Annotated in this window: 15 protein-coding genes; 8 read left to right on the top strand and 7 right to left on the bottom strand. The window is 66.4% G+C overall.

Annotation, left to right across the window (positions count from 1 at the left end):
* The 3 genes from GXB81_RS31595 to GXB81_RS25525 form a co-directional block, all read right to left on the bottom strand.
* Positions 1-133, bottom strand: a 133-nt coding sequence (locus GXB81_RS31595) for an SDR family NAD(P)-dependent oxidoreductase (protein ID WP_241016514.1), incomplete at its 3' end; no start/stop codon positions are given.
* A 42-nt stretch (positions 134-175) separates the two neighbouring features.
* Positions 176-1,174: an NADP-dependent oxidoreductase gene (locus GXB81_RS25530; protein WP_205990656.1), complete on the bottom strand. Its 999-nt coding sequence runs from the start codon at positions 1,172-1,174 to the stop codon at positions 176-178.
* Between the two features lie 120 nt (positions 1,175-1,294).
* Positions 1,295-1,780: a PaaI family thioesterase gene (locus tag GXB81_RS25525; RefSeq protein WP_167038238.1), complete on the bottom strand. Its 486-nt coding sequence runs from the start codon at positions 1,778-1,780 to the stop codon at positions 1,295-1,297.
* A gap of 395 nt (positions 1,781-2,175) precedes the next feature.
* Between GXB81_RS25525 and GXB81_RS25520 the strand changes: the two genes are divergently transcribed.
* Positions 2,176-2,469: a contact-dependent growth inhibition system immunity protein gene (locus GXB81_RS25520; protein ID WP_205990657.1), complete on the top strand. Its 294-nt coding sequence runs from the start codon at positions 2,176-2,178 to the stop codon at positions 2,467-2,469.
* 290 nt (positions 2,470-2,759) lie between these two features.
* On the opposite strand, the gene GXB81_RS25515 is transcribed toward GXB81_RS25520, so the two are convergent.
* The 3 genes from GXB81_RS25515 to GXB81_RS25505 form a co-directional block, all read right to left on the bottom strand.
* Entirely contained in the window at positions 2,760-3,938 is a 1,179-nt protein-coding gene (locus tag GXB81_RS25515) for an acetyl-CoA C-acyltransferase (RefSeq protein WP_167282872.1), read from the bottom strand.
* A 212-nt stretch (positions 3,939-4,150) separates the two neighbouring features.
* The gene (locus GXB81_RS25510) at positions 4,151-6,256 is read right to left on the bottom strand and encodes a 3-hydroxyacyl-CoA dehydrogenase NAD-binding domain-containing protein (RefSeq protein ID WP_205990655.1); all 2,106 of its coding nucleotides are present in this window, start codon (positions 6,254-6,256) and stop codon (positions 4,151-4,153) included.
* A 187-nt stretch (positions 6,257-6,443) separates the two neighbouring features.
* Positions 6,444-8,138, bottom strand: coding sequence for a 3-(methylthio)propionyl-CoA ligase (locus tag GXB81_RS25505; protein WP_167282875.1), 1,695 nt, complete (start codon positions 8,136-8,138; stop codon positions 6,444-6,446).
* 303 nt (positions 8,139-8,441) lie between these two features.
* Here GXB81_RS25505 and GXB81_RS25500 point away from each other — a divergent pair, with 303 nt between their 5' ends.
* From GXB81_RS25500 to GXB81_RS25480, 5 genes are all read left to right on the top strand, one after another.
* On the top strand, positions 8,442-9,998 hold the full coding sequence (locus GXB81_RS25500) for a protein adenylyltransferase SelO (protein ID WP_205990654.1): 1,557 nt from the start codon (positions 8,442-8,444) through the stop codon (positions 9,996-9,998).
* Positions 9,999-10,076: 78 nt separating this feature from the next.
* Positions 10,077-10,499, top strand: a complete 423-nt coding sequence (gene msrB, locus GXB81_RS25495) for a peptide-methionine (R)-S-oxide reductase MsrB (RefSeq protein WP_167038248.1) — start codon at positions 10,077-10,079, stop codon at positions 10,497-10,499.
* 347 nt (positions 10,500-10,846) lie between these two features.
* Positions 10,847-11,377: a septation protein A gene (locus tag GXB81_RS25490; protein WP_167038250.1), complete on the top strand. Its 531-nt coding sequence runs from the start codon at positions 10,847-10,849 to the stop codon at positions 11,375-11,377.
* 1 nt (position 11,378) lies between these two features.
* Complete coding sequence (locus GXB81_RS25485; RefSeq protein ID WP_167038252.1) at positions 11,379-11,690, top strand: BolA family protein; 312 nt, start codon at positions 11,379-11,381, stop codon at positions 11,688-11,690.
* Positions 11,691-11,699: 9 nt separating this feature from the next.
* Positions 11,700-12,479, top strand: coding sequence for a peptidylprolyl isomerase (locus tag GXB81_RS25480; RefSeq protein ID WP_167038254.1), 780 nt, complete (start codon positions 11,700-11,702; stop codon positions 12,477-12,479).
* 249 nt (positions 12,480-12,728) lie between these two features.
* On the opposite strand, the gene purL is transcribed toward GXB81_RS25480, so the two are convergent.
* On the bottom strand, positions 12,729-16,811 hold the full coding sequence (gene purL, locus GXB81_RS25475) for a phosphoribosylformylglycinamidine synthase (RefSeq protein ID WP_205990653.1): 4,083 nt from the start codon (positions 16,809-16,811) through the stop codon (positions 12,729-12,731).
* A gap of 289 nt (positions 16,812-17,100) precedes the next feature.
* On the opposite strand from purL, the gene GXB81_RS25470 reads away from it, so the two are divergent.
* Together GXB81_RS25470 and GXB81_RS25465 are read left to right on the top strand one after the other, a co-directional pair.
* Entirely contained in the window at positions 17,101-18,396 is a 1,296-nt protein-coding gene (locus GXB81_RS25470) for an FAD-dependent oxidoreductase (RefSeq protein ID WP_205990652.1), read from the top strand.
* A 386-nt stretch (positions 18,397-18,782) separates the two neighbouring features.
* Positions 18,783-20,280: NAD(P)H-hydrate epimerase (locus tag GXB81_RS25465; protein ID WP_205990651.1), on the top strand; the 1,498-nt coding region annotated here is incomplete at its 3' end.

The following is a 20,280-nucleotide window of genomic DNA, read 5'->3' as shown; positions in this document are numbered from 1 at the left end:
GCGCGAGCGCGTCGGCGCTGACGTCGGCGAGCACGAGCTTCATGCCGCGCGCCGCGCCCTTTTGCGCGAACGCGCGGCCGAAGCCGCCGCCCGCGCCGGTGATTACCGCCACCTTGCCTGCGAATTCGAACATCGTTGGACTACTCCCTGGTTGAGTGGTGACGCCGCGCCGGGATCAGATCAGCCTGACCAGCTGCTTGCCGAAGTTGCGGCCCTTGAGCAGACCGATGAACGCCTCGGGCGCGGCGTCGAGCCCTTGCGCGATGGTCTCGCGATAATGCAGCTTCTTCTGCGCGACGAGCGTGCCGAGCTGCGCGAGCGCCTCGGGCCACACCTCCATATGCTCCGAGACGATAAAGCCCTGCACGAGCAGCCGCTGCGTCAGCATCAGCGAGGGATTTTTGAGCGGTACCGGCTGGCCGTCATACCCGGCGATGAAACCGCACAACGCGATGCGCCCGAACGCGTTCATGCGCGCGAGCGTCGCATCGAGCCCCTCGCCGCCGACGTTCTCGAAGCAGCCGTCGATACCGTCGGGCGTCGCGGCCTTCAGGTCCTGGTAGAGATTGCCGGCCTTGTAGTCGACGCAGGCGTCGAAGCCGAGCGTCTCGACGACGTAGCGGCATTTCTCCGCGCCGCCCGCGATGCCGACCGCGCGCGCCCCGGCCGCCTTCGCGAGCTGGCCGACCACGCTGCCCACCGCCCCGCTCGCCGCACTGACGACGACCGTCTCGCCCGCCTTCGGCGCGATGATGCGGTTGAGCCCGTACCACGCGGTGACGCCCGGCATGCCGACCGGGCCAAGATAGGCCGGGAGCGGCACATGCGTGTCGTCGACCTTCTGCATGCCCGCGCCGTTCGAGGTGCCGTACTCCTGCCAGCCGAACATCGCGACGACCTTGTTGCCGACCGCGAACTTCGGGTTCTTCGATTCGACCACTTCGCCGACCGTGCCGCCGATCATCACTTCGTCGAGCGGCTGCGGCGCCGCGTACGACTTGCTGTCGCTCATGCGGCCGCGCATGTACGGATCGAGCGACAGGAAGTGGTTGCGCACGCGCACCTCGCCTTCGGCGAGCGGGGCGAGCGGCGTTTCGACGAGCCTGAAGTTATCGGGCGTGACTTCGCCTTGCGGACGCGAAGCGAGCAGAACCTGCCGGTTGATCTGGGTCATGAGGGTCGTCTCCCTGGTTTGCCGATGGAGTTGCAAATTAAGTTGCCAATTGAGTTGCCGATGGTTCGGTTGGCCAGCGCGCGCGTCGTCGTGCCTCGCGCGCGCCGTGAGGTTGCGCGGTCAGTCGCTCGGGCCGGGTTTCGCCGACGGGTCGCTGCGCAGACGCTGGCGCGTCACGTCGCGGCCCACCGCGAGGCGGCGCATGTACTTGAAGGTGCCGAGCGCCTTGGCGACGAAGTGGCCTTCGCTGTCGCGAATCTCGCCTTCGCAATAGGCCATCGTGGTCGAGCGGTGCAGCACGCGGCCGCTCGCGCGCAACTCGCCGCGGCCGGGCTGCATGAAGTTGACCTTCATCTCGACCGTGACGACGCCGACGCCGTCGCCGGCGAGACTGCGCGCGGCCATCGCGAGCGCGACGTCGGCGAGCGTCATCGTAACGCCGCCGTGCGCGACGTCCCAGGTGTTCATGTGATCGGGCTGCAAGGGCAGCACGACTTCGCTGACGCCGTCGGCGGCGCTGAGCAAGCGCGCGCCGAGGCGGTCGACGAAGGGGCTTTCGGGCAACGAAGCGTTGCCGCTGCGGGCGGATGAGGTCGAGTCGGTCATTGCAGTGTTCGGAGTTCGTGGTCGGCGGCGTCTGCATCTGGAACGGTCGCGTCGCGCGGACGGTCGCCGCGCAAGGCGCGCGCGGGCACAAACGCGGACGCAAGCGCATACGCGCGTGGCGAAAAATGATACCTGCTATCGCTTCGGTGCATTCGCGTCGCTGTGCTTCTTCGTTCGCTCATGGGGTGCTTATCGGTTGCTCACGGGTTGCGCTTCATTCGCTCATCATCTGTTTAGCCTGGCGTATCAGACTGACGAAGCATGAAGCGAAAACGGTAGCTGGGTCGGCGGGCATACAATCGAAAAGCGTGTCGGGCGGACTGAGGCACAATTGCGCGAGAGATTGCGCCCGGAATATCAATATGAGTACGGATCAGGTTGTCTTATCTACTGCAATGATGAACGAAAAATCCTATCCCCAGTTCTATGTGCTGTTCGGGGGATATCTCAACCAGGATAGCGATCTTTGGGGCGATACGCTGGAAGATGTCGTCTCTTGCTACAAGCGAGACAGTTCTCCGGAAGAAATCGCAGAGGCGCTATCTGAAATAGACAAATTCAAAAAAGAAGCAGGTGAGAGTCTCGACACAAAATTCTATGAAGCCTATGGATTCAATTTCAACCCGGTTCTATGGGGCTATACAACTGCTTCGTTTTTCGACGAATTGAAGCGTATTCTGGGTGCATAGTTCCCTTGTCTCCGCACGCGGGTGGCTCAGTCACCCGGTGCTTCTTGCACACATGCCGCTGGCCGTGCCCGCATTCGCCTCCATGCGCCACGCGCTCGCCTTCGCGTGCGCCGCGCAGTTCGCACAGATTGACTACCTGCCGCGCGACAAGCTCTCCGGCGGACCCGACCCGCACGATGCCCCTTGTCGACCAGGGCGCGCCTGGCCTGCCGCTACCGAGGCTACCGGGCATCGCATCACCGTGAGCTTGCTCACAGATGCGCGCCCGGCACCCACCACCTCAGGCCACCTCAGACCACTTCGAACAAGCCCGCCGCGCCCTGCCCGCCGCCGATGCACATCGTCACCACGACGAACTTCACGCCACGCCGTTTGCCCTCGATCAGCGCATGGCCGACGAGCCGCGCGCCCGACACGCCATACGGATGGCCGACCGCGATCGCGCCGCCGTTCACGTTGAGGCGATCGTGCGGAATGCCAAGCGTATCCGCGCAATAGAGCACCTGCACCGCGAACGCTTCGTTCAGCTCCCACAGGCCGATGTCCTCGACCTTGAGGCCGGCCTTCTTCAACAGCTTAGGCACCGCGAACACCGGGCCGATGCCCATTTCGTCGGGCTCGCAACCGGCCACCGCGAAGCCGCGGAAAATACCGAGCGGCTGCAAACCTTCGCGCTCCGCGAGCGTCGCGTTCATCACCACGCTGGCCGACGCGCCGTCCGAGAACTGGCTCGCGTTGCCCGCGGTGATCACGCCGCCCGGCACCGCCGTGCGAATCTTCGCGACGCCTTCGAGCGTCGTGTCGGCGCGAATGCCTTCGTCGCTGCTGACCGTCACCTCCTTCGTATAGAGCCGCCCGGTCGCTTTATCGGCGACACCGGCGAGCACCGTCAGCGGCACGATCTCGTCCTTGAACCGGCCGGCTTCGAGCGCGGCCGCCGCGCGCTGCTGCGAGCGCACGCCGTATTCGTCCTGGCGTTCCTTCGAAATCGCGTAGCGCTTCGCGACGTTCTCGGCCGTCTGCAGCATCGGCCAGTAGATTTCCGGCTTGTGCTCGTTGAGCCAGCCTTCGGTCATCATGTGGCGGTTCATCTCGTTCTGCACGCACGAGATCGACTCGACGCCACCGGCGACGAACACGTCGCCCTCACCGGCGATCACGCGTTGCGCGGCCAGCGCGATCGTCTGCAAGCCCGACGAGCAGAAGCGGTTCACGGTCATGCCCGGCACGCTGACCGGCAGGCCCGCGCGCAGCGCGATCTGCCGCGCGATATTGGCGCCGGTCGCGCCTTCCGGATTCGCGCAGCCCATGATGACGTCCTCGACGCGCGCCGGGTCGATTTTCGCGCGCTCGACCGCGGCCTGCGTCACGTGGCCGCCGAGCGTCGCGCCATGCGTCATGTTGAAACCGCCGCGCCACGATTTGGCGAGACCCGTGCGGGCGGTGGATACGATTACGGCGTCAGTCATGCGTGTCTCCCATTGCAGTGTCGAGAGCGGCGCGCCGGCTCGATGCCGTGCGCTTCATCCCGGTTTCATGCCGGTTTATGCGCGTGGGCGCGCCGCCTCTGTCGTTTGATCCGAGTCTGATTCGAGTTTGGTCCGAGTCTGATCCAGACTCGATTCGGGTGGGATCGGCGCGCCGCGCGAAGCCGCCGCGCCGGCCGATCCCCGTCGTCCGCTCAGCCGTTGAAGCCGCGCCCCTCGGCGGCCAGCTTCGCGATGCTGGCCGCGAGCTTCCACGCGTCGCCGTTCGGCCGCGCCGCATAGCGGCGAATCGCGCGCTCGACGTTGTAGAGCCCGACCGTGTCCGCGTACAGCATCGGGCCGCCGCGATGAAGCGGAAAGCCGTAGCCGGTCAGATAGACCATGTCGATGTCCGACGCCTTCGACGCAATGCCCTCTTCGAGAATCTTCGCGCCTTCGTTGACGAGCGCGAACACGAGCCGCTCGACGATTTCCTCGTCGCTGATCTTGCGGCGCTCGGCGTTGGCCTCTTTCGAATACGCGCCGATCATCTCGTTGACCACGCTCGACGGATACGCGGTGCGGTCGCCGGCCTTGTAGTCGTACCAGCCACCGCCGGTCTTCTGGCCGAAGCGGCCCATTTCGCACAGACGGTCGGCGATCTTCGAATAATGCATCTCGGGATACTCGAGATAGCGGCGCTTGCGAATCGCCCAGCCGATGTCGTTGCCGGCGAGATCGCTCATGCGGAACGGCCCCATTGCGAAGCCGAACTTCTCGATCGCCTTGTCGACCTGCGCGGGCAGCGCACCTTCTTCGAGCATGAAGAGCGCCTGGCGCACGTACTGCTCGATCATGCGATTGCCGATAAAGCCGTCGCATACGCCCGAGACGACCGCGGTCTTTTTGATCTTCTTCGCGACCTTCATCACGGTGGCGAGCACGTCCTTCGCGGTCTCCTTGCCGCGCACGACTTCGAGCAGCTTCATCACGTTGGCCGGGCTGAAGAAGTGCATGCCGACCACGTCCCGCGGACGCTTCGTGAACGCGGCAATCTTGTCGACATCGAGCGTCGACGTGTTCGAGGCGAGGATCGCGCCGGGCTTCGCGACTTCGTCGAGGCGGCGGAACACCTGCTCCTTCACGCCCAGTTCTTCGAACACGGCTTCGACGATCAGGTCGGCGCTCTTCAGGTCGTCGTAGGAAAGCGTCGGCTTCAGCAGCGCGAGGCGCTGTTCCATCACCTCAGGCTTGAGCTTGCCCTTCCTGACTGTCGCCTCGTAGTTCTTGCGGATCGTCGCGAGCCCGCGGTCGAGCGCTTCCTGCTTCGTTTCGAGCAGCGTGACCGGAATGCCCGCGTTGATGAAGTTCATCGCGATGCCGCCGCCCATCGTGCCCGCGCCGATCACGGCCACCTGGCCGATCTCGCGCACGGGCGTATCGGACGGCACATCGGGAATCTTGCTCGCCGCGCGTTCGCCGAAGAACGCATGACGCAGCGCGCGGCTCTCGGGCGTCTGCACGAGCGCGAGAAAACATTCGCGCTCGAAGGCGAGGCCCTTGTCGAAACCGTTCTGCACGCCGGCTTCCACTGCTTCGATGCACTTGTGCGGCGCCGGGAAATGCTTCGCGATTGCCGCGACGCTGTTGCGCGCGAACTGGATGAAACCGGCTGCGTTCGGATGCTCGATCTTGCGCTCGCGCACCTTCGGATGCGGGCCCGCCTTCGCGCCCACCTTGCGCGCGAAGGCGAGCGCGGCTTCGGCGAGTTCGGCCGGGTTGGCGACGACTTCGTCGAACAGGCCCGAGTCGGCGAGCTTTTCGGAGAGCACTGGCGCGCCCGAGACGATCATGTTCAGCGCGGCTTCGAGACCGATCGCGCGCGGCAGACGCTGCGTGCCGCCCGCGCCCGGCAAAATGCCGAGCTTCACTTCGGGCAGCGCGATCTGCGCGCCGGCCGCGGCAACGCGGTAATGCGCGCCGAGCGCGAGTTCGAGGCCGCCGCCCATCGCGACGCTGTGAATCGCCGCGACGACCGGCTTCGCGCTGCCTTCGACAGCCTTGATGACGGTCGCGAGCGTCGGCTCCTGGGTCGCCTTCGGCGTATTGAATTCGGTGATGTCGGCGCCGCCCGAAAAGGCCTTGCCTGCTCCCGTCAGCACGACGGCCTTGATGGCCGGATCGTTCTGCGCGCGCTCGAGCCCTTCGACGATGCCCGCTCGCGTCGACAGTCCAAGGCCATTCACAGGGGGATTGTTCAGCGTGATGACGGCCACGCCGTCATGAGTCGTGTAGTCCACTACTGCGTCGTTTACCGCCATGCCTGCCTCCATGCGATCCATGCAATGAGGCGGCGCGTGATGCGCCGCCCGTCCGGCTCACCGGGTCCGTGATCGGGTCCGTGATCGGGTCCGTGATCGGGTCCGCTCATTGTCGGACTTTTTTCGACCGATGAATCCGGGGTCAGCAGGCAGAATACACAAAAAAGAACGATCGTTCAATTTAGAGTCAGACAGGGTTTCCCCTGGCGTCGGCCGCAAGCGGCGTTAGCGGACAATCCCGGGCGTCGTCGAGCGCGGACGGCAGCACATGGTCGCGGAACCGGTCGCGCAGCTTGAGCTTCTGCAGCTTGCCGGTCGCCGTGTGCGGCAGTTCGTCGACGAACACGACGTCGTCAGGAATCCACCACTTCGCGACCTTGCCGTCATAGAACGCGAGCAGTTCCTCGCGCGTGGGCTCGTGCCCCGCGCGCTTGACAACAACGAGCAGCGGCCGCTCGGTCCACTTCGGATGCGCGCACGCGATGCAGGCCGCTTCGGCCACGCCCGGATGCGCGATCGCGACGTTCTCGACGTCGATCGAGCTGATCCATTCGCCGCCCGACTTGATGACGTCCTTCGAGCGGTCGGTGATATGCAGGAAGCTGTCGGGGTCGATCGTCGCGACGTCGCCGGTCGGGAACCAGCCGTCGACGAGCGGCGCGTCGTCCTTGCGGAAATACCGGTCGATCACCCACGGTCCGCGCACGTGCAGATCGCCGAACGCGACGCCGTCCCACGGCAATTCGCGGCCGTCCTCGCCGACGATCTTCATGTCGACGCCATAGATCGTATGGCCCTGCTTTTCGAGCAGCTTGCGCTGCTCCGCCACCGGCCGCTGGCTCTGCTCCCACGTCAGTTTCGACAAGGTGCCGAGCGGCGACATTTCCGTCATGCCCCATGCGTGGATGACCTGCACGCCGTAGTCGTCCTCGAACGTGCGCAGCATCGCGGGTGGACACGCGGAGCCGCCGATCACCGTGCGCTCCAGCGAGGAAAACTTCACGCCCGCTTCGCGCAGGTAGTTGAGCAAACCGAGCCAGACGGTCGGCACGCCGGCCGAATACGTGACGCGCTCGCGCTCCATCAGTTCGTAGAGCGACTTGCCGTCGAGATCCTTGCCGGGCAGCACGAGCTTCGCGCCGGTCAGCGGCGCCGCATGCGGAATGCCCCATGCATTGACGTGGAACATCGGCACCACGGGCAGCACGCTGTCGCGCGCGGACAGGCACATCGCATCGGGCAGCGAGGCGCCGAGCGCATGCAGCACCGTCGAGCGATGCGAATACAGCGCGCCCTTCGGATTGCCGGTCGTGCCCGACGTATAGCAGAGGTACGAGGCCTGGCGCTCGTCGAGCGCGGGCCACGCGAAGTGGCCGTCCTGCGCGGCCATCAGCGTTTCGTAGCAGAGCACCGGCGTTTGCATCGACGGCAGATGCGCTTCGTCGCACAACGCGATCCAGCCGCGCACTTTCGGGCACTGCGGCGCGAGCGTATCGACGAGCGCGGCGAACGTCGTGTCGAACAGCACGTAGGCGTCGTCCGCGTGATTGACGATGTAGGCGATCTGGTCGGGAAAGAGCCGCGGGTTGATCGTGTGGCATACGGCGCCAAAGCCAGCCGTGCCGTAATACGCTTCGAGATGCCGGTAGCCGTTCCAGGCGAGCGTCGCGACCCGCTCGCCCGCCTCGACGCCGAGCGCGATCAGCGCCTGCGCGAGCTGCTTCGCGCGCTGCTCGCAATCGCGGTAGGTGTAGCGATGCAGATCGCCTTCGATGCGGCGCGACACGATCTCGGTGCTGCCGAAATGCCGCGCGGCGTGCGCGAGCAGCGATGACACGGTGAGCGGCACGTCCATCATCTGGCCCAGCAACGGCGTCGTCATAAGGCGGAGTCTCCTCGGCTTGTCGATAGGGGCGGATTGCGTTCGGGTTGTGGTCGGCTGGCGTTTCGATTCGCCCTGCCTGGCTGTAATTTACTTCGATTCGGATCGGCAAGCGGTTGAGGCGCGCAAGGCGGAAAATCGTTGCGGCGGCGACCGTGGCCGAATGGGACCCAACGGACCCAAAGGAACCAGGCTGAACCAGGCGGCACCGAACGAAGCAACTCCGTCCGAACCGTTCAGGCGGCCAGCCAGCAGCGCCGCGGGCGCGGACTTACAATATCGGTTAATCCAGAGGCGCTCAACATGTCGTTTTCCCCAAGCATTGCAGGGCTATCCGCAGCTTTGACGGATCTTTCCAACACACTCGCCACTCCCCCCGACAACGCCTTCGCGCGGCTCGGCAGCACGTTTCTCACGCGCCTGCCCGCCGCGCCGCTCAGCGCACCGTACCGGGTCGGCTTTTCCGCCGAGACCGCCGCGCTGCTCGGTTTGCCGCCAGGCATCGAGCATGATCCGGGTTTCATCGAACTGTTCTGCGGCAACGCGACGCGCAACTGGCCCGCTGAGGCGCTGCCGTATGCGTCGGTGTACTCGGGGCACCAGTTCGGCGTGTGGGCCGGCCAGCTCGGCGACGGCCGCGCGCTCGGCCTCGGCGAACTCGCACACGACGGCCAGCGCTTCGAACTGCAACTGAAGGGCGCGGGCCTCACGCCCTATTCGCGCATGGCCGACGGCCGCGCGGTGCTGCGCTCGTCGATCCGCGAATATCTGTGCTCGGAAGCGATGCATCATCTCGGCATTCCGACCACGCGCGCGCTGTGCGTGATCGGCTCCGATCAGCCGGTGCGGCGCGAGACGATCGAAACCGCCGCGGTGGTCACGCGCGTCGCGCCGAGCTTCGTGCGCTTCGGCCACTTCGAGCACTTCTATGCGAACGATCGCGTCGATGCGCTGCGCACGCTGGCCGATCACGTGATCGAACGCTTCTATCCGCATTGCCGCGAAGCCGACGACCCGTATCTCGCGCTGCTCGACGAGGCGGTGCGCTCCACCGCCGATCTGATGGTCGACTGGCAGGCGGTCGGTTTCTGTCACGGCGTGATGAATACCGACAACATGTCGATCCTCGGCCTCACGATCGACTACGGCCCGTTCGGTTTCCTGGACGGCTTCGACGCGAACCACATCTGCAATCACTCCGATACGCACGGCCGCTACGCGTACCAGCGGCAGCCGCAGGTCGCCTACTGGAACCTGTTCTGCCTCGCGCAAGGGCTGCTGCCGATCCTCGGCGAACGGCACGACGCAAGCGTGCGCGGCGACAAGGCGATCGAAGACGCGCAACGCGTGCTCAGCGGCTTCAAGGACCGCTTCGCGCCGGCACTCGCCAACCGTATGCGCGCGAAGCTCGGCCTCGAACACGCGCGCGAAGGCGACGACGCGCTCGTGAATCGCCTGTTCGAGGTGATGCACACAAACCGCGCCGATTTCACGCTGACGTTCCGCCATCTCGCGAGCTTGTCGAAACACGATGCGAGCAGCGACGCGCCGGTGCGCGACCTGTTCCTCGACCGCGCCGCCTTCGACGCCTGGGCGAACGACTATCGCGCGCGGCTGTCCGAAGAAACACGCGACGATGCCGCGCGCGCCATTGCAATGAACCGCGTGAACCCCAAATTCATACTTCGCAACCATCTGGCGGAAACCGCGATCCAGCACGCGAAGGAAAAGGATTTTTCCGAAGTGGAACGGCTCGCGACCGTGCTGCGCCGCCCGTTCGACGAACAGCCCGAATACGCCGCGTATGCGGGCCTGCCGCCCGACTGGGCGAGCTCGCTCGAAGTCAGCTGTTCGTCGTGACGCGTGGGCGGCTCCGCCTTCAACATACCGAGACTGAAACCGGGCATTTCCAGGCCCGACCCGAGACAGGAAGCGACCATGAACAATCCCGACGATCTCAAGCACGACGCCCCCGCGGTCCAGAAAAGCGATACCGAATGGCGCAAGCAGCTCTCCGACATCGAATATCAGGTGACGCGCCACGCGGCCACCGAGCGCCCGTTCACGGGCCGCTATCACGATCACTGGGAGCGCGGCATTTACGACTGCGTCTGTTGCGGCACCCCGCTGTTCGAATCGGACACCAAGTTCGACGCGGGCTGCGGCTGGCCGAGCTACTTCCGGCCGATCGACGGCGAGGTGATCGCCGAGAAGACCGACCGTTCGCACGGCATGCTGCGTATCGAGGTGCAATGCAAGAAGTGCGGCGCGCACCTCGGCCACGTATTCGAAGACGGACCGGCGCCGACTGGTCTGCGTTACTGCATCAATTCGGCTGCGTTACAATTCGAGCCCAAGTAACGCGGCGCGAAATCCAAGGGCAAGGCCGGTGGCAGGCATGGCCCCGGGATTCGGGCGTTGCGCCGCGCGCGGCGCCCTTCAGCCGGCTTTCGGGCCGTGTTCGTGACCGGTCCGTAGCGTGTTCGTCACGTGGTCGTGTCTGGGCAGCATGCGAGGGCGCCTCGTGCCGCCGGCTGGCGGTGCCGCTCGCGGCACCGCGCCCGCAAGCCGTCACGGGTCTTATCGCACGGGCCGCCCGCTTGCGCAACGGCGGGCGCGCAGCGATCAGCCATTGCCGCACGCACTGCGTCACTCAACCCGTTGCCTGATTTACCGCTCCACTCACTCTCCGACTTCCCGACCAGATAATGAAATTCCTGTTCGATCTGTTCCCGATCATCCTGTTCTTCGTCGCCTTCAAGATCTGGGGCATTTTCACGGCGACGGCAGTGGCGATCGTCGCAACCCTGGTGCAGATCGCGTGGGTCGCGTTCCGCCATCGCAAGGTCGACCCGATGCTGTGGGTGAGCCTCGGCGTCGTCGTCGTGTTCGGCGGCGCGACGCTCGTGCTGCACAACGACACCTTCATCAAATGGAAACCGACCGTGCTGTACTGGGCGTTTTCCGTCGCGCTGATCGTCTCGCAACTCGGCTTCAACAAAAACCTGATCGAAGCGATGATGGGCAAGCAGATCACGCTGCCGCACGCGATCTGGAGCAAGCTGAACCTCGTCTGGGCGGTGTTTTTCGTGCTGCTCGGCCTCCTGAACCTGTTCGTCGCCTATCACTACACGACCGACCAGTGGGTCAATTTCAAGCTGTTCGGCGCCACCGGCTGCCTGCTCGTGTTCATCGTCGGACAGAGCCTGTGGCTGTCGAAGTACATGAAGGAAGAATGACATGAGCGATCTGTTCATGCACGCCACGACCGCCGAGCGCGCCGTGCTGATCGAAGCACGCCTTTTGGCCGCGCTCGCGCCGGTCGAGTCGATCCGCATCACCGACGACAGCGCGCAGCACGCGGGCCACGCCGGCGCCGCGGCCGGCGGTCATTTCAGTGTCACGATCGTGGCCGCCGCATTTGCCGGCAAGGCCCGCGTGGCGCGGCATCGCATGGTGTATGATGCGCTGGCCGATGCCATGCAGCGCGGCATCCATGCCCTTGCCATCACGGCGTATACGCCCGAAGAATTTGCTTTGTTGCCCCGCTAGGAACTCTCGATGACCTTGAAGAAAACCCGCCTCTGGGTGTTGCTGGCTGCATTCGCGGCCGCACCTGCATTCGCACAGAACATCGCCGTCGTGAACGGCACGCCGATTCCGAAGGCACGCGCCGATGCGCTGATCGATCAACTGGTTCATCAAGGCCAGCAGAACACGCCGCAATTGCAGCAGGCCGTGCGCGAAGAACTGGTGAACCGCGAAATCCTGATGCAGGAAGCGCTGCGTCGTGGCCTGCCGAACCGCCCCGACGTCAAGGCGCAAGTCGCGGTCGCGCAGCAAACCGTCGTGCTGCGCGCGCTGATCGAAGATTTCGTGAAGAACAACCAGCCGACCGACGCCGAAGTCACCGCGCGCTACAACGCGCTGATCAAGGACGCGGGCGGCAAGGAATATCACCTGCACCACATCCTCGTCGACAACGAGCAGCAGGCGAAGGACCTGATCGCGAAGATCAAGGCGGGTGCGAGCTTCGAAGACCTGGCCAGGCAGTACTCGAAGGACCCGGGCTCGGGCAAGAACGGCGGCGATCTCGACTGGTCGGACCCGAAGGCCTACGTGCCAGAATTCGCGGACGCAGCCACACATCTGCAGAAAGGCCAGATGACCGACACGCCGGTGCACACGCAATTCGGCTGGCACATTATCCGCGTCGACGACATCCGCGCCATCACGCCGCCGCCGCTCGAACAGGTGCGCGCGCAGATCGTGCAGCAGATCCAGCAGGAAAAGCTGCAGGCGTTCGAGGAAGGTTTGCGCAAGAACGCGAAGATTCAGTAAGCGCCGGGAAGCGGGTTACGCAAGCCCTGCTTCTTCCGAAGCCAGAAACAAAAAAGCCGCCCTCGGGCGGCTTTTTTATTGCCGTAGCGTTACGAGAAGTTCGCGGCGGACTTCACGACGCTGCGAATTTCGCGTTATGTGGGCCGTTCGCTACAACCTGCCCGGATGCAAGGCCGAGCCGACAAGGCCGTCGCGCTGGGCGACGTGCCTTGTCCACGCAAACGCATTACCGCCGCATCACCACGTCGCTTAACCGAGCCAGCGGCGCGCGTTCTGGAACACACGCAGCCACGGGCTCGCGTCCGTGCCGATCTCGCCCCAGCCCTGCGGATGCCAGCTCATCTGCACCGTGCGGTGCACGCGCTCGGTGTGCGGCATCAGCACCGTGAAGCGGCCATCGGCCGTGGTGACCGACGTAATACCCTCGGGCGAACCGTTCGGGTTGAACGGATACTGCTCCGTTGCCTCGCCACGGTGATCGATATAACGCATCGCCACCGCGACCTTCGACTTGTCGCCCTGCTGCGAGAAGTCCGCAAAGCCTTCGCCGTGCGCGACCGCGACCGGGATGCGCGAGCCTTCCATGCCCGCAAAGAAGATCGACGGCGATGCCTGCACCTCGACGAGCGAGAAGCGCGCCTCGAATTTCTCCGACTTGTTGCGCGTGAACTTCGGCCATGCTTCGGCGCCGGGAATCATCGAGGCGAGGCTGCTCATCATCTGGCAGCCGTTGCAGATGCCGAGCGCGAACGTGTCGTCACGGCCGAAGAACGCCGCGAACATGTCGGCCAGTTGCGCGTTGAAGCGGATCGTCTTCGCCCAGCCTTCGCCCGCGCCGAGCGTGTCGCCGTACGAGAAGCCGCCGCAGGCGACCGCGCCGGCGAAGTCGGCGAGATTCGCTCGGCCCGCCAGCAGATCGCTCATGTGGACGTCGTGCGCGTCGAAACCGGCGCGATCGAATGCATAGGCCGTTTCGAGGTGCGAGTTCACACCCTGCTCGCGCAGGATCGCGACGCGCGGACGCGCGCCCTTGCCCACGAACGGCGCCGCCACGTCTTGCGCCGGATCGAAGCTCAGCACCGGCGCGATGCCGGGGTCGGCCGCGTCGAGCAGCGTGTCGTATTCGGCGTCGGCGCAAGCGGGGTTGTCACGCAGACGCGCGATGCGCCAGCTCACTTCGCTCCACGTGCGATGCAGTTCGGCGCGCGGCGCTTCGTAGACCTTCTTCGCGTCGCGATAGACCTCGATCACGTCGCGCTCATTGACCTTGCCGATCACATGCGAGCAGGCCGACAGGCCGTGCTCGCGCAACGCGCCGAGCACGGCGTCGCGATCGGCCGCGCGCACCTGGATCACGCCGCCGAGCTCTTCGTTGAAGAGCGCGCGAATCGTGCGGTCTTCGCGGCGGCCGCTCGTCTGCTTGGCCCAGTCCTTCGCGTCGCCGTAATCGGATTCGTGGTTCGCGTCGAGCACGAGCATGTCGACGTTCAGCGACACGCCCGCGTGACCCGCGAACGCCATTTCGCAGACCGTCGCCCACAGGCCGCCGTCCGAGCGGTCGTGGTACGAGAGCAGCTTGCCGTCGCGGTTGAGAGACTGGATCGCGTTGAAGAAGCGCTTGAGGTCTTCGGGATCGTCGACATCGGGCACCGTGTCGCCGACCTGCTGCGTGACCTGCGCGAGGATGCTGCCGCCGAGACGATGCTTGCCGCGGCCGAGGTCGATCGCGATCAGCACCGAATCGCCGGCGTCGGCGACCCGGCGCAGTTGCGGCGTCAGATGGCGGCGCACGTCTTCGACCGGCGCGAATGCCGAGATAATCAGCGAGACCGGCGCGACCACTTCCTTGGCGACGCCGCGGTCTTCCCAGCGCGTGCGCATCGACAGCGAATCCTTGCCGACCGGAATGCTGATGCCGAGCGCCGGGCACAGCTCCATGCCGATCGCCTTGACCGTGTCGTAGAGCGCCGCGTCTTCGCCCGGTGCGCCGCACGCGGCCATCCAGTTGGCCGACAGCTTGAGCTTGTCGAGCGACGCGATCGGCGCCGCGGCGATGTTCGTGATCGCCTCGCCGACCGCCATGCGGCCCGAAGCCGGCGCATCGATCACGGCGAGCGGCGTGCGCTCGGACATCGTCATCGCTTCGCCGCGGAAACCGGCGTAGTCCATCGTCGTGATCGCGACGTCGGCCACCGGCACCTGCCACGGACCGACCATCTGGTCGCGCGCGGTCGTGCCGCCGACCGAGCGGTCGCCGATCGTAATCAGGAACGACTTGCTCGCCACCGTCGGATGACGCAGCACGCTCTGCGCGACGTCCTGCAGCGCGAGGCCGGTCACCTCGACCGGTTCGAGCTTGCGCTCGATGCGCCTGACGTCGCGATGCATGCGAGGCGGCTTGCCGAGCAACACTTCCATCGGCATATCGACGGGCTGATGCGCGGCTTCGCTCTGCTCGGCATCGATCAGCTTCAGCTGACGCTCGGCGGTGGCCGTGCCGATCACCGCGAACGGGCAGCGCTCGCGCCGGCACATCGCTTCGAACGCCGGCAGATCGGCCGGCGCGATGGCGAGCACGTAGCGCTCCTGCGCTTCGTTCGACCAGATTTCGCGCGGCGACAGGCCGCTTTCTTCAAGCTGGATCTTGCGCAGTTCGAACACCGCGCCCTTGCCCGCGCCGTCCACCACTTCGGGGAACGCGTTCGACAAACCGCCCGCGCCGACGTCGTGAATGCTGAGGATCGGGTTCTTCTCGCCGAGCTGCCAGCACGCGTTGATGACTTCCTGCGCGCGCCGCTCGATTTCGGGGTTGCCGCGCTGCACCGAGTCGAAGTCGAGTTCGGCCGTGTTGGTGCCGGTCGCCATCGAACTCGCAGCACCGCCGCCCATGCCGATGCGCATGCCCGGGCCGCCGATCTGGATCAGCAGCGACCCTTCCGGCAGATCGTGCTTGTGCGTGTGCTGGTCGGAGATATTGCCGATGCCGCCGGCGATCATGATCGGCTTGTGATAGCCGCGCACGAGGCCCGCGACGTTCTGCTCGTAAGCGCGGAAATAGCCGCCGAGGTTCGGCCGGCCGAATTCGTTGTTGAACGCGGCGCCGCCGAGCGGACCGTCGATCATGATCTGCAGCGGCGAGGCGATGCGGTCCGGGCGGCCGTAGGCTTCGTGCTGCGCGGCCGGATTGCGCTGTTCGAGCGGCTGCGCGGCATCGCGCGCGTTTTCCCACGACTCGACGGCGTCCGGCAGTTCGAGGTTCGACACCGTGAAGCCCGCGAGCCCCGCCTTCGGACGCGCGCCACGGCCGGTCGCGCCTTCGTCGCGGATTTCGCCGCCCGCGCCGGTCGCGGCGCCCGGGAACGGCGAGATCGCGGTCGGGTGATTGTGCGTTTCGACCTTCATCAGCGTGTGCGTGAGCTCGACGCCGCGGCGGTAGTGCTCGGGCAAGCCGTTCGCGCCGGCTTCGGCCGGCGTGCGCGGGAACCAGCGCTCGGCCATGCCGCCCGCCATGATCGCCGAGTTGTCCGAATAGGCGACGATCGTGCCCTGCGGATTCAGCTTCTCGGTGTTGCGGATCATGTTGAACAGCGAAATGTCCTGCTTCTCGCCGTCGATGGTCCAGTCCGCGTTGAAGATCTTGTGGCGGCAGTGCTCGCTGTTGGCCTGCGCGAACATCATCAGTTCGACGTCGGTCGGATTGCGGCCGAGCTTCGTGAAGGCGTCGACGAGGTAGTCGATTTCGTCGTCGGCGAGCGCGAGGCCCAGTTCCGCGTTGGCGGTTTCGAGCGCGGCGCGGCCCCGGCCGAGCACGTCGACGGTTTGCAGCGGCTTGGCCGGCAGTTCGTCGAACAGATGCAGCGCATGCTCGCGCGACGGCGCGACGCTCTCGGTCATGCGGTCGTGCAGCGCCGCGGCGACGGCCGCGCGCGCTTCGTCGGAGAGCGCCTTCTTGCCGCCGAGCAGGCCGCTTTTCAGCGTGACCGTGTACTCGACGCCGCGCTCGATGCGGCGCACCTGGGCGAGGCCGCACAGCTGCGCGATGTCGGTTGCCTTGCTGGCCCACGGCGACACGGTGCCGAAGCGCGGCACGACGAGGAAGGTCTCGACGGCGCCCCGCTCCTTGCCGGCTTCGAACGGATCGCCATAGTGCATCAGCGCCTCGACCTTCGCGCTGTCTTCAGCGGACAGTTCGGTCTGGGCGTTGACGAAGTGCAGATACTGGCCGCGCACGCCGGTGATATTCGCGTCGATGCGCGTCAGCGTTTCGAGCAGGCGGGTTTGACGGAAATCGGAAAGGGCCGAAGCGCCGGGGAAACACGAGAAGTGGGCCATGGGACTTGACGTTGCGTCGCTCAATGATGCCGGAGAGTCGCGCATGCAGGCGACGTGAGGCGGAAAGGAAGTCCGGGATTATACCCCGGGAACGGGCGTCCAGCGGGCTTCGGCGCACGCGCGAAGCGCGCCGCGCGGTGCCGTGCGCGTCGCCGCGCCGGCGGTTTGGCTGCTATCATTCGCCCTTTCACCCGATCGGCGCGCGAACGAGGTCTCACGCGGTAGCGCGCCGCATGTCACGCCCAACGGGAAGGCGCGCGAGCGGCCCGTCGGCACATCGAATCAGAGCATGGATGTCATCGTCATTGGCGGCGGGATAGCGGGCGTCGCCACCGCCTATCACCTGCGCGCGGCCGGCCACCGCGTCTGCGTCGTCGAACGGCACGCGACCGTCGCGCAAGGCGCCACTTACGGACAAGGCGGCACCGTGCGGCCCACGCCGCTCGACGTCTGGTTCGGCCCGACCTTCATGGCCAGCCGCCACAACGCGAAAAACGGCGTGATCAGCAAGACCGGCTTCAACGGGCCCGCGCGGCAGTTCGTCAAGCGGCTCGCCGAGCTTCAGGAACCCGAGGCGTTCGCGCGCCAGTACGCGCTGCTGCGCCCGCTGATCGAAGCCTCGCGCGAATCGATGGCCGACGTGGAAGCGCGCTTCGGGCTCGAATTCGAACAGGCAAGCGGACTGCTTTACCTCGTGCGCGCCGCTCACGAATGGGAGCAGAACGCAACCGCGTTCGATCTGCTGCGCCGGTTCGAGGTGCCGCATCACGTGCTGACACCAGCCGAATGCGCGGCCTTCGAGCATGCGGTGCCGACCGAGCCGGCATTCGCGGGCGGCGTGCTGTTCGAGCACGAGCGCACCGCGAACTGCCCGCTCTTCGCCAAGCTCGTCAAACAGACTCTCGATATCGAGGGCAGCGTGCAGTTCATGCTGGGCCGCGAAGTCTCGGCGATCCGCCTCGAAAGCCAGCGCGCGACGGTCGAACTCACGCCGCGCGACGACGCGCTGCGCGCGCGCGAAGTCGACGTGGTGCATGCCGACGCGGTCGTGGTCGCGGCCGGCCACCGCAGCCTCGCGCTGCTCGAGCGCGCGGGCCTGCGGCTGCCGCTGCATGCGCTGCGCATCCATACGCTCGTCGCGCCGATCGCGCACGAGGAATGCGCGCCGCACGTCGCGATCGTCGACGCGGTCAAGCGCATCGGCATCAGCCGCATGAACCATCGGCTGCGCGTTGCCGGCGGCGCGGTGCTGCAAGGCGCGAGCCAGCTCGACAAGCCGCTCGGCGAGGCGCTGACCAGTGAGGCGCTCGCGCTGCTCGGCCAGGCGACGCACGACTGGATTCCGGGCGCCGCACGGATTTCGGCGGCACTGCCGTGGGAAGGCGTGAAGCTGCTGTCGCCGGATGGCTTGCCGGTGATCGGCAACGCGCTGCATCCGCGTCTGTTCGTCAACGCCGGACATGGGCCGGCGGGCTGGGGGCTGGCCTGGGGCTCGGGCCGGCTCGTCGCCGATCTGATGACGGAGCAGGCGTCGGCGCTTCCGCCGGAAACGCTCGCGGCGTTGCGGCCGGAGCGGTTTCAGTAAAGCTCGTGCCAGGACGCGTGGGGCTGGCGGCGGTTCTTGCCGGTTTCTGGCGTTTTGCTAGTTCTTGGCGTTTTGACTTCCTGCGTTTTGAGTTCCAACGCCGGCAGGCCGGTTTCTCCCTCCGGCTATGTCGCGACAAGACGCGCTCAAGGCGTGACGGTCCATGCGGTCGCGATACCTCGATCAAGGCAGAGGGCTTATCCGCTGACTCATCGCACCGACTCATTGGCGCACGCCCTCACCGCTTGCACCGCTCGCATGCCGGGCGTTCCGCCGCGCACGCGGCGACGTCGCCACACAGCACGCGCCCATCGACACGACATCGGCACTACCATAGCGATTCCCAAGCCTGCCCGCCTCGCCGCGGGCGCACCGCCGGATTCGCCATGACAGACGCAGAAAACTCGCTACCCACGTTTCTCGGTCCGTTGACCGCCCCGCCCCATCGCGCGCTGCCACTACTCACGCTGAACGATCTGCGGATCGCCGAATCGCAGGCCGCCGCCGCGCTGCCCGAGCACACGCTGATGGCGCGCGCAGGTCACACCGCCGCACGCTTCCTGCTCGAACGGATCGCCGCCGACACGTCGGTGACGAAATCGCAGCAACGTGTCTGGTTGATCGCCGGCCCCGGCAACAACGGCGGCGACGCGCTGGTTGTAGCAACAGAGTTGCACAAGGCTGGCGTCACCGTGGAGCTCGGCATGCCGGTCGAGGTGAAGCCGGCCGACGCGCGCTGGGCGCTCGACCTCGCGCGCGCCGCCGGCGTGCCGATCAGCGCGGCGCCGCCGGCCTCGCTCGATGGCTATGGCTGGCTCGTCGACGGCATGTTCGGCATCGGCCTCGCGCGGCCGCTCGATGGCGTGTTCGCGAGCGTCGCGCGTCTGCTGTCGCAACGCAGCGCGACGCGTCCGACGCACGGCATCGTGCTTGCGCTCGACGTGCCGAGCGGCCTCGATGGCGACACCGGTACGGTGGTCGGCGGCAGCGGCGCAGCGACTGTCCGCGCGACGCACACGATCACGTTCATCGGCGCGAAGCCGGGACTTTTCACCGCGCAAGGCCGCGACCTCGCCGGCCATCTGATGCTCGCGCCGATCGGCTTGGGCAGAGGGGTCGATGGTGGTGGCAATGGCGATGCGAGTGGGGCTGTCACTGACGCGAACAGTGATGCGGACCACGCTGCGAGTCGCGCTATGGGACACGCGGCGAGCGGCAGTACGAATCACGGTGCAAGCGACGGTGTGGAAAGCGGCACGGGCAGCGACACAAGCAACGATGCGAGCAACGGCAACGCCATCAACAGCACAAACAGCCGCCCCCTCAGCACCCCGCTCGCCGCCATCCGGCTGAACGCGCCCGACCTCTTCGGCACCTTCATGCCGCCGCGCGACTTCGCGACCCACAAGGGCACGTTCGGCAGCCTCGCAGTGGTCGGCGGCGACACCGGCATGTGCGGCGCGGCGATCCTCGCGGCGCGCGCTGCGCTCTACGCGGGCGCGGGCAAGGTCCACGTCGCGCTGCTCGGCGACGGCGCACCGCCCTACGATCCACCGCATCCCGAACTGATGCTGCACGCACCCGACACACTGCCGCTCGACACAATGGACGCGCTCGCGATCGGCTGCGGCATGGGGCAACGCGAACGCGCGACGCAAGTGCTGCGCGACGTGCTGCAACTCGACGTGCCGAAGCTTCTCGATGCCGACGCGCTGAACCTGATCGCACAAGACCCCGCACTTGCCGCCGCAGTGGCCGCGCGCGGCGCGCAAGGCGATCCCTGCATCCTGACGCCGCATCCGCTCGAAGCAGCACGCCTTCTCGGCAGCGACGCGCCCGCCGTGCAGCGCGACCGCCTTGCCGCCGCACGCGCGCTCGCCGCGC

Origin of the sequence: Paraburkholderia sp. Ac-20336 (genome assembly GCF_017105025.1) — a bacterium.
Taxonomy (GTDB): domain Bacteria; phylum Pseudomonadota; class Gammaproteobacteria; order Burkholderiales; family Burkholderiaceae; genus Paraburkholderia.
Note: the sequence above shows the minus strand (reverse complement) of the source record. Positions and strands in the feature narration are given on the sequence as shown.

Excerpts from the sequence above, each read along its gene's own strand:
- GXB81_RS25520 (WP_205990657.1), top strand. The coding sequence starts at position 2,176 with ATGATGAACGAAAAATCCTATCCCCAGTTCTATGTGCTGTTCGGGGGA.
- GXB81_RS25515 (WP_167282872.1), bottom strand. The coding sequence starts at position 3,938 with ATGACTGACGCCGTAATCGTATCCACCGCCCGCACGGGTCTCGCCAAA.
- GXB81_RS25530 (WP_205990656.1), bottom strand. The coding sequence starts at position 1,174 with ATGACCCAGATCAACCGGCAGGTTCTGCTCGCTTCGCGTCCGCAAGGC.
- GXB81_RS25470 (WP_205990652.1), top strand. The coding sequence starts at position 17,101 with ATGGATGTCATCGTCATTGGCGGCGGGATAGCGGGCGTCGCCACCGCC.
- msrB (WP_167038248.1), top strand. The coding sequence starts at position 10,077 with ATGAACAATCCCGACGATCTCAAGCACGACGCCCCCGCGGTCCAGAAA.
- GXB81_RS25525 (WP_167038238.1), bottom strand. The coding sequence starts at position 1,780 with ATGACCGACTCGACCTCATCCGCCCGCAGCGGCAACGCTTCGTTGCCC.
- GXB81_RS25500 (WP_205990654.1), top strand. The coding sequence starts at position 8,442 with ATGTCGTTTTCCCCAAGCATTGCAGGGCTATCCGCAGCTTTGACGGAT.
- GXB81_RS25510 (WP_205990655.1), bottom strand. The coding sequence starts at position 6,256 with ATGGCGGTAAACGACGCAGTAGTGGACTACACGACTCATGACGGCGTG.
- GXB81_RS25490 (WP_167038250.1), top strand. The coding sequence starts at position 10,847 with ATGAAATTCCTGTTCGATCTGTTCCCGATCATCCTGTTCTTCGTCGCC.
- GXB81_RS25480 (WP_167038254.1), top strand. The coding sequence starts at position 11,700 with ATGACCTTGAAGAAAACCCGCCTCTGGGTGTTGCTGGCTGCATTCGCG.
- GXB81_RS25485 (WP_167038252.1), top strand. The coding sequence starts at position 11,379 with ATGAGCGATCTGTTCATGCACGCCACGACCGCCGAGCGCGCCGTGCTG.
- GXB81_RS25505 (WP_167282875.1), bottom strand. The coding sequence starts at position 8,138 with ATGACGACGCCGTTGCTGGGCCAGATGATGGACGTGCCGCTCACCGTG.
- purL (WP_205990653.1), bottom strand. The coding sequence starts at position 16,811 with ATGGCCCACTTCTCGTGTTTCCCCGGCGCTTCGGCCCTTTCCGATTTC.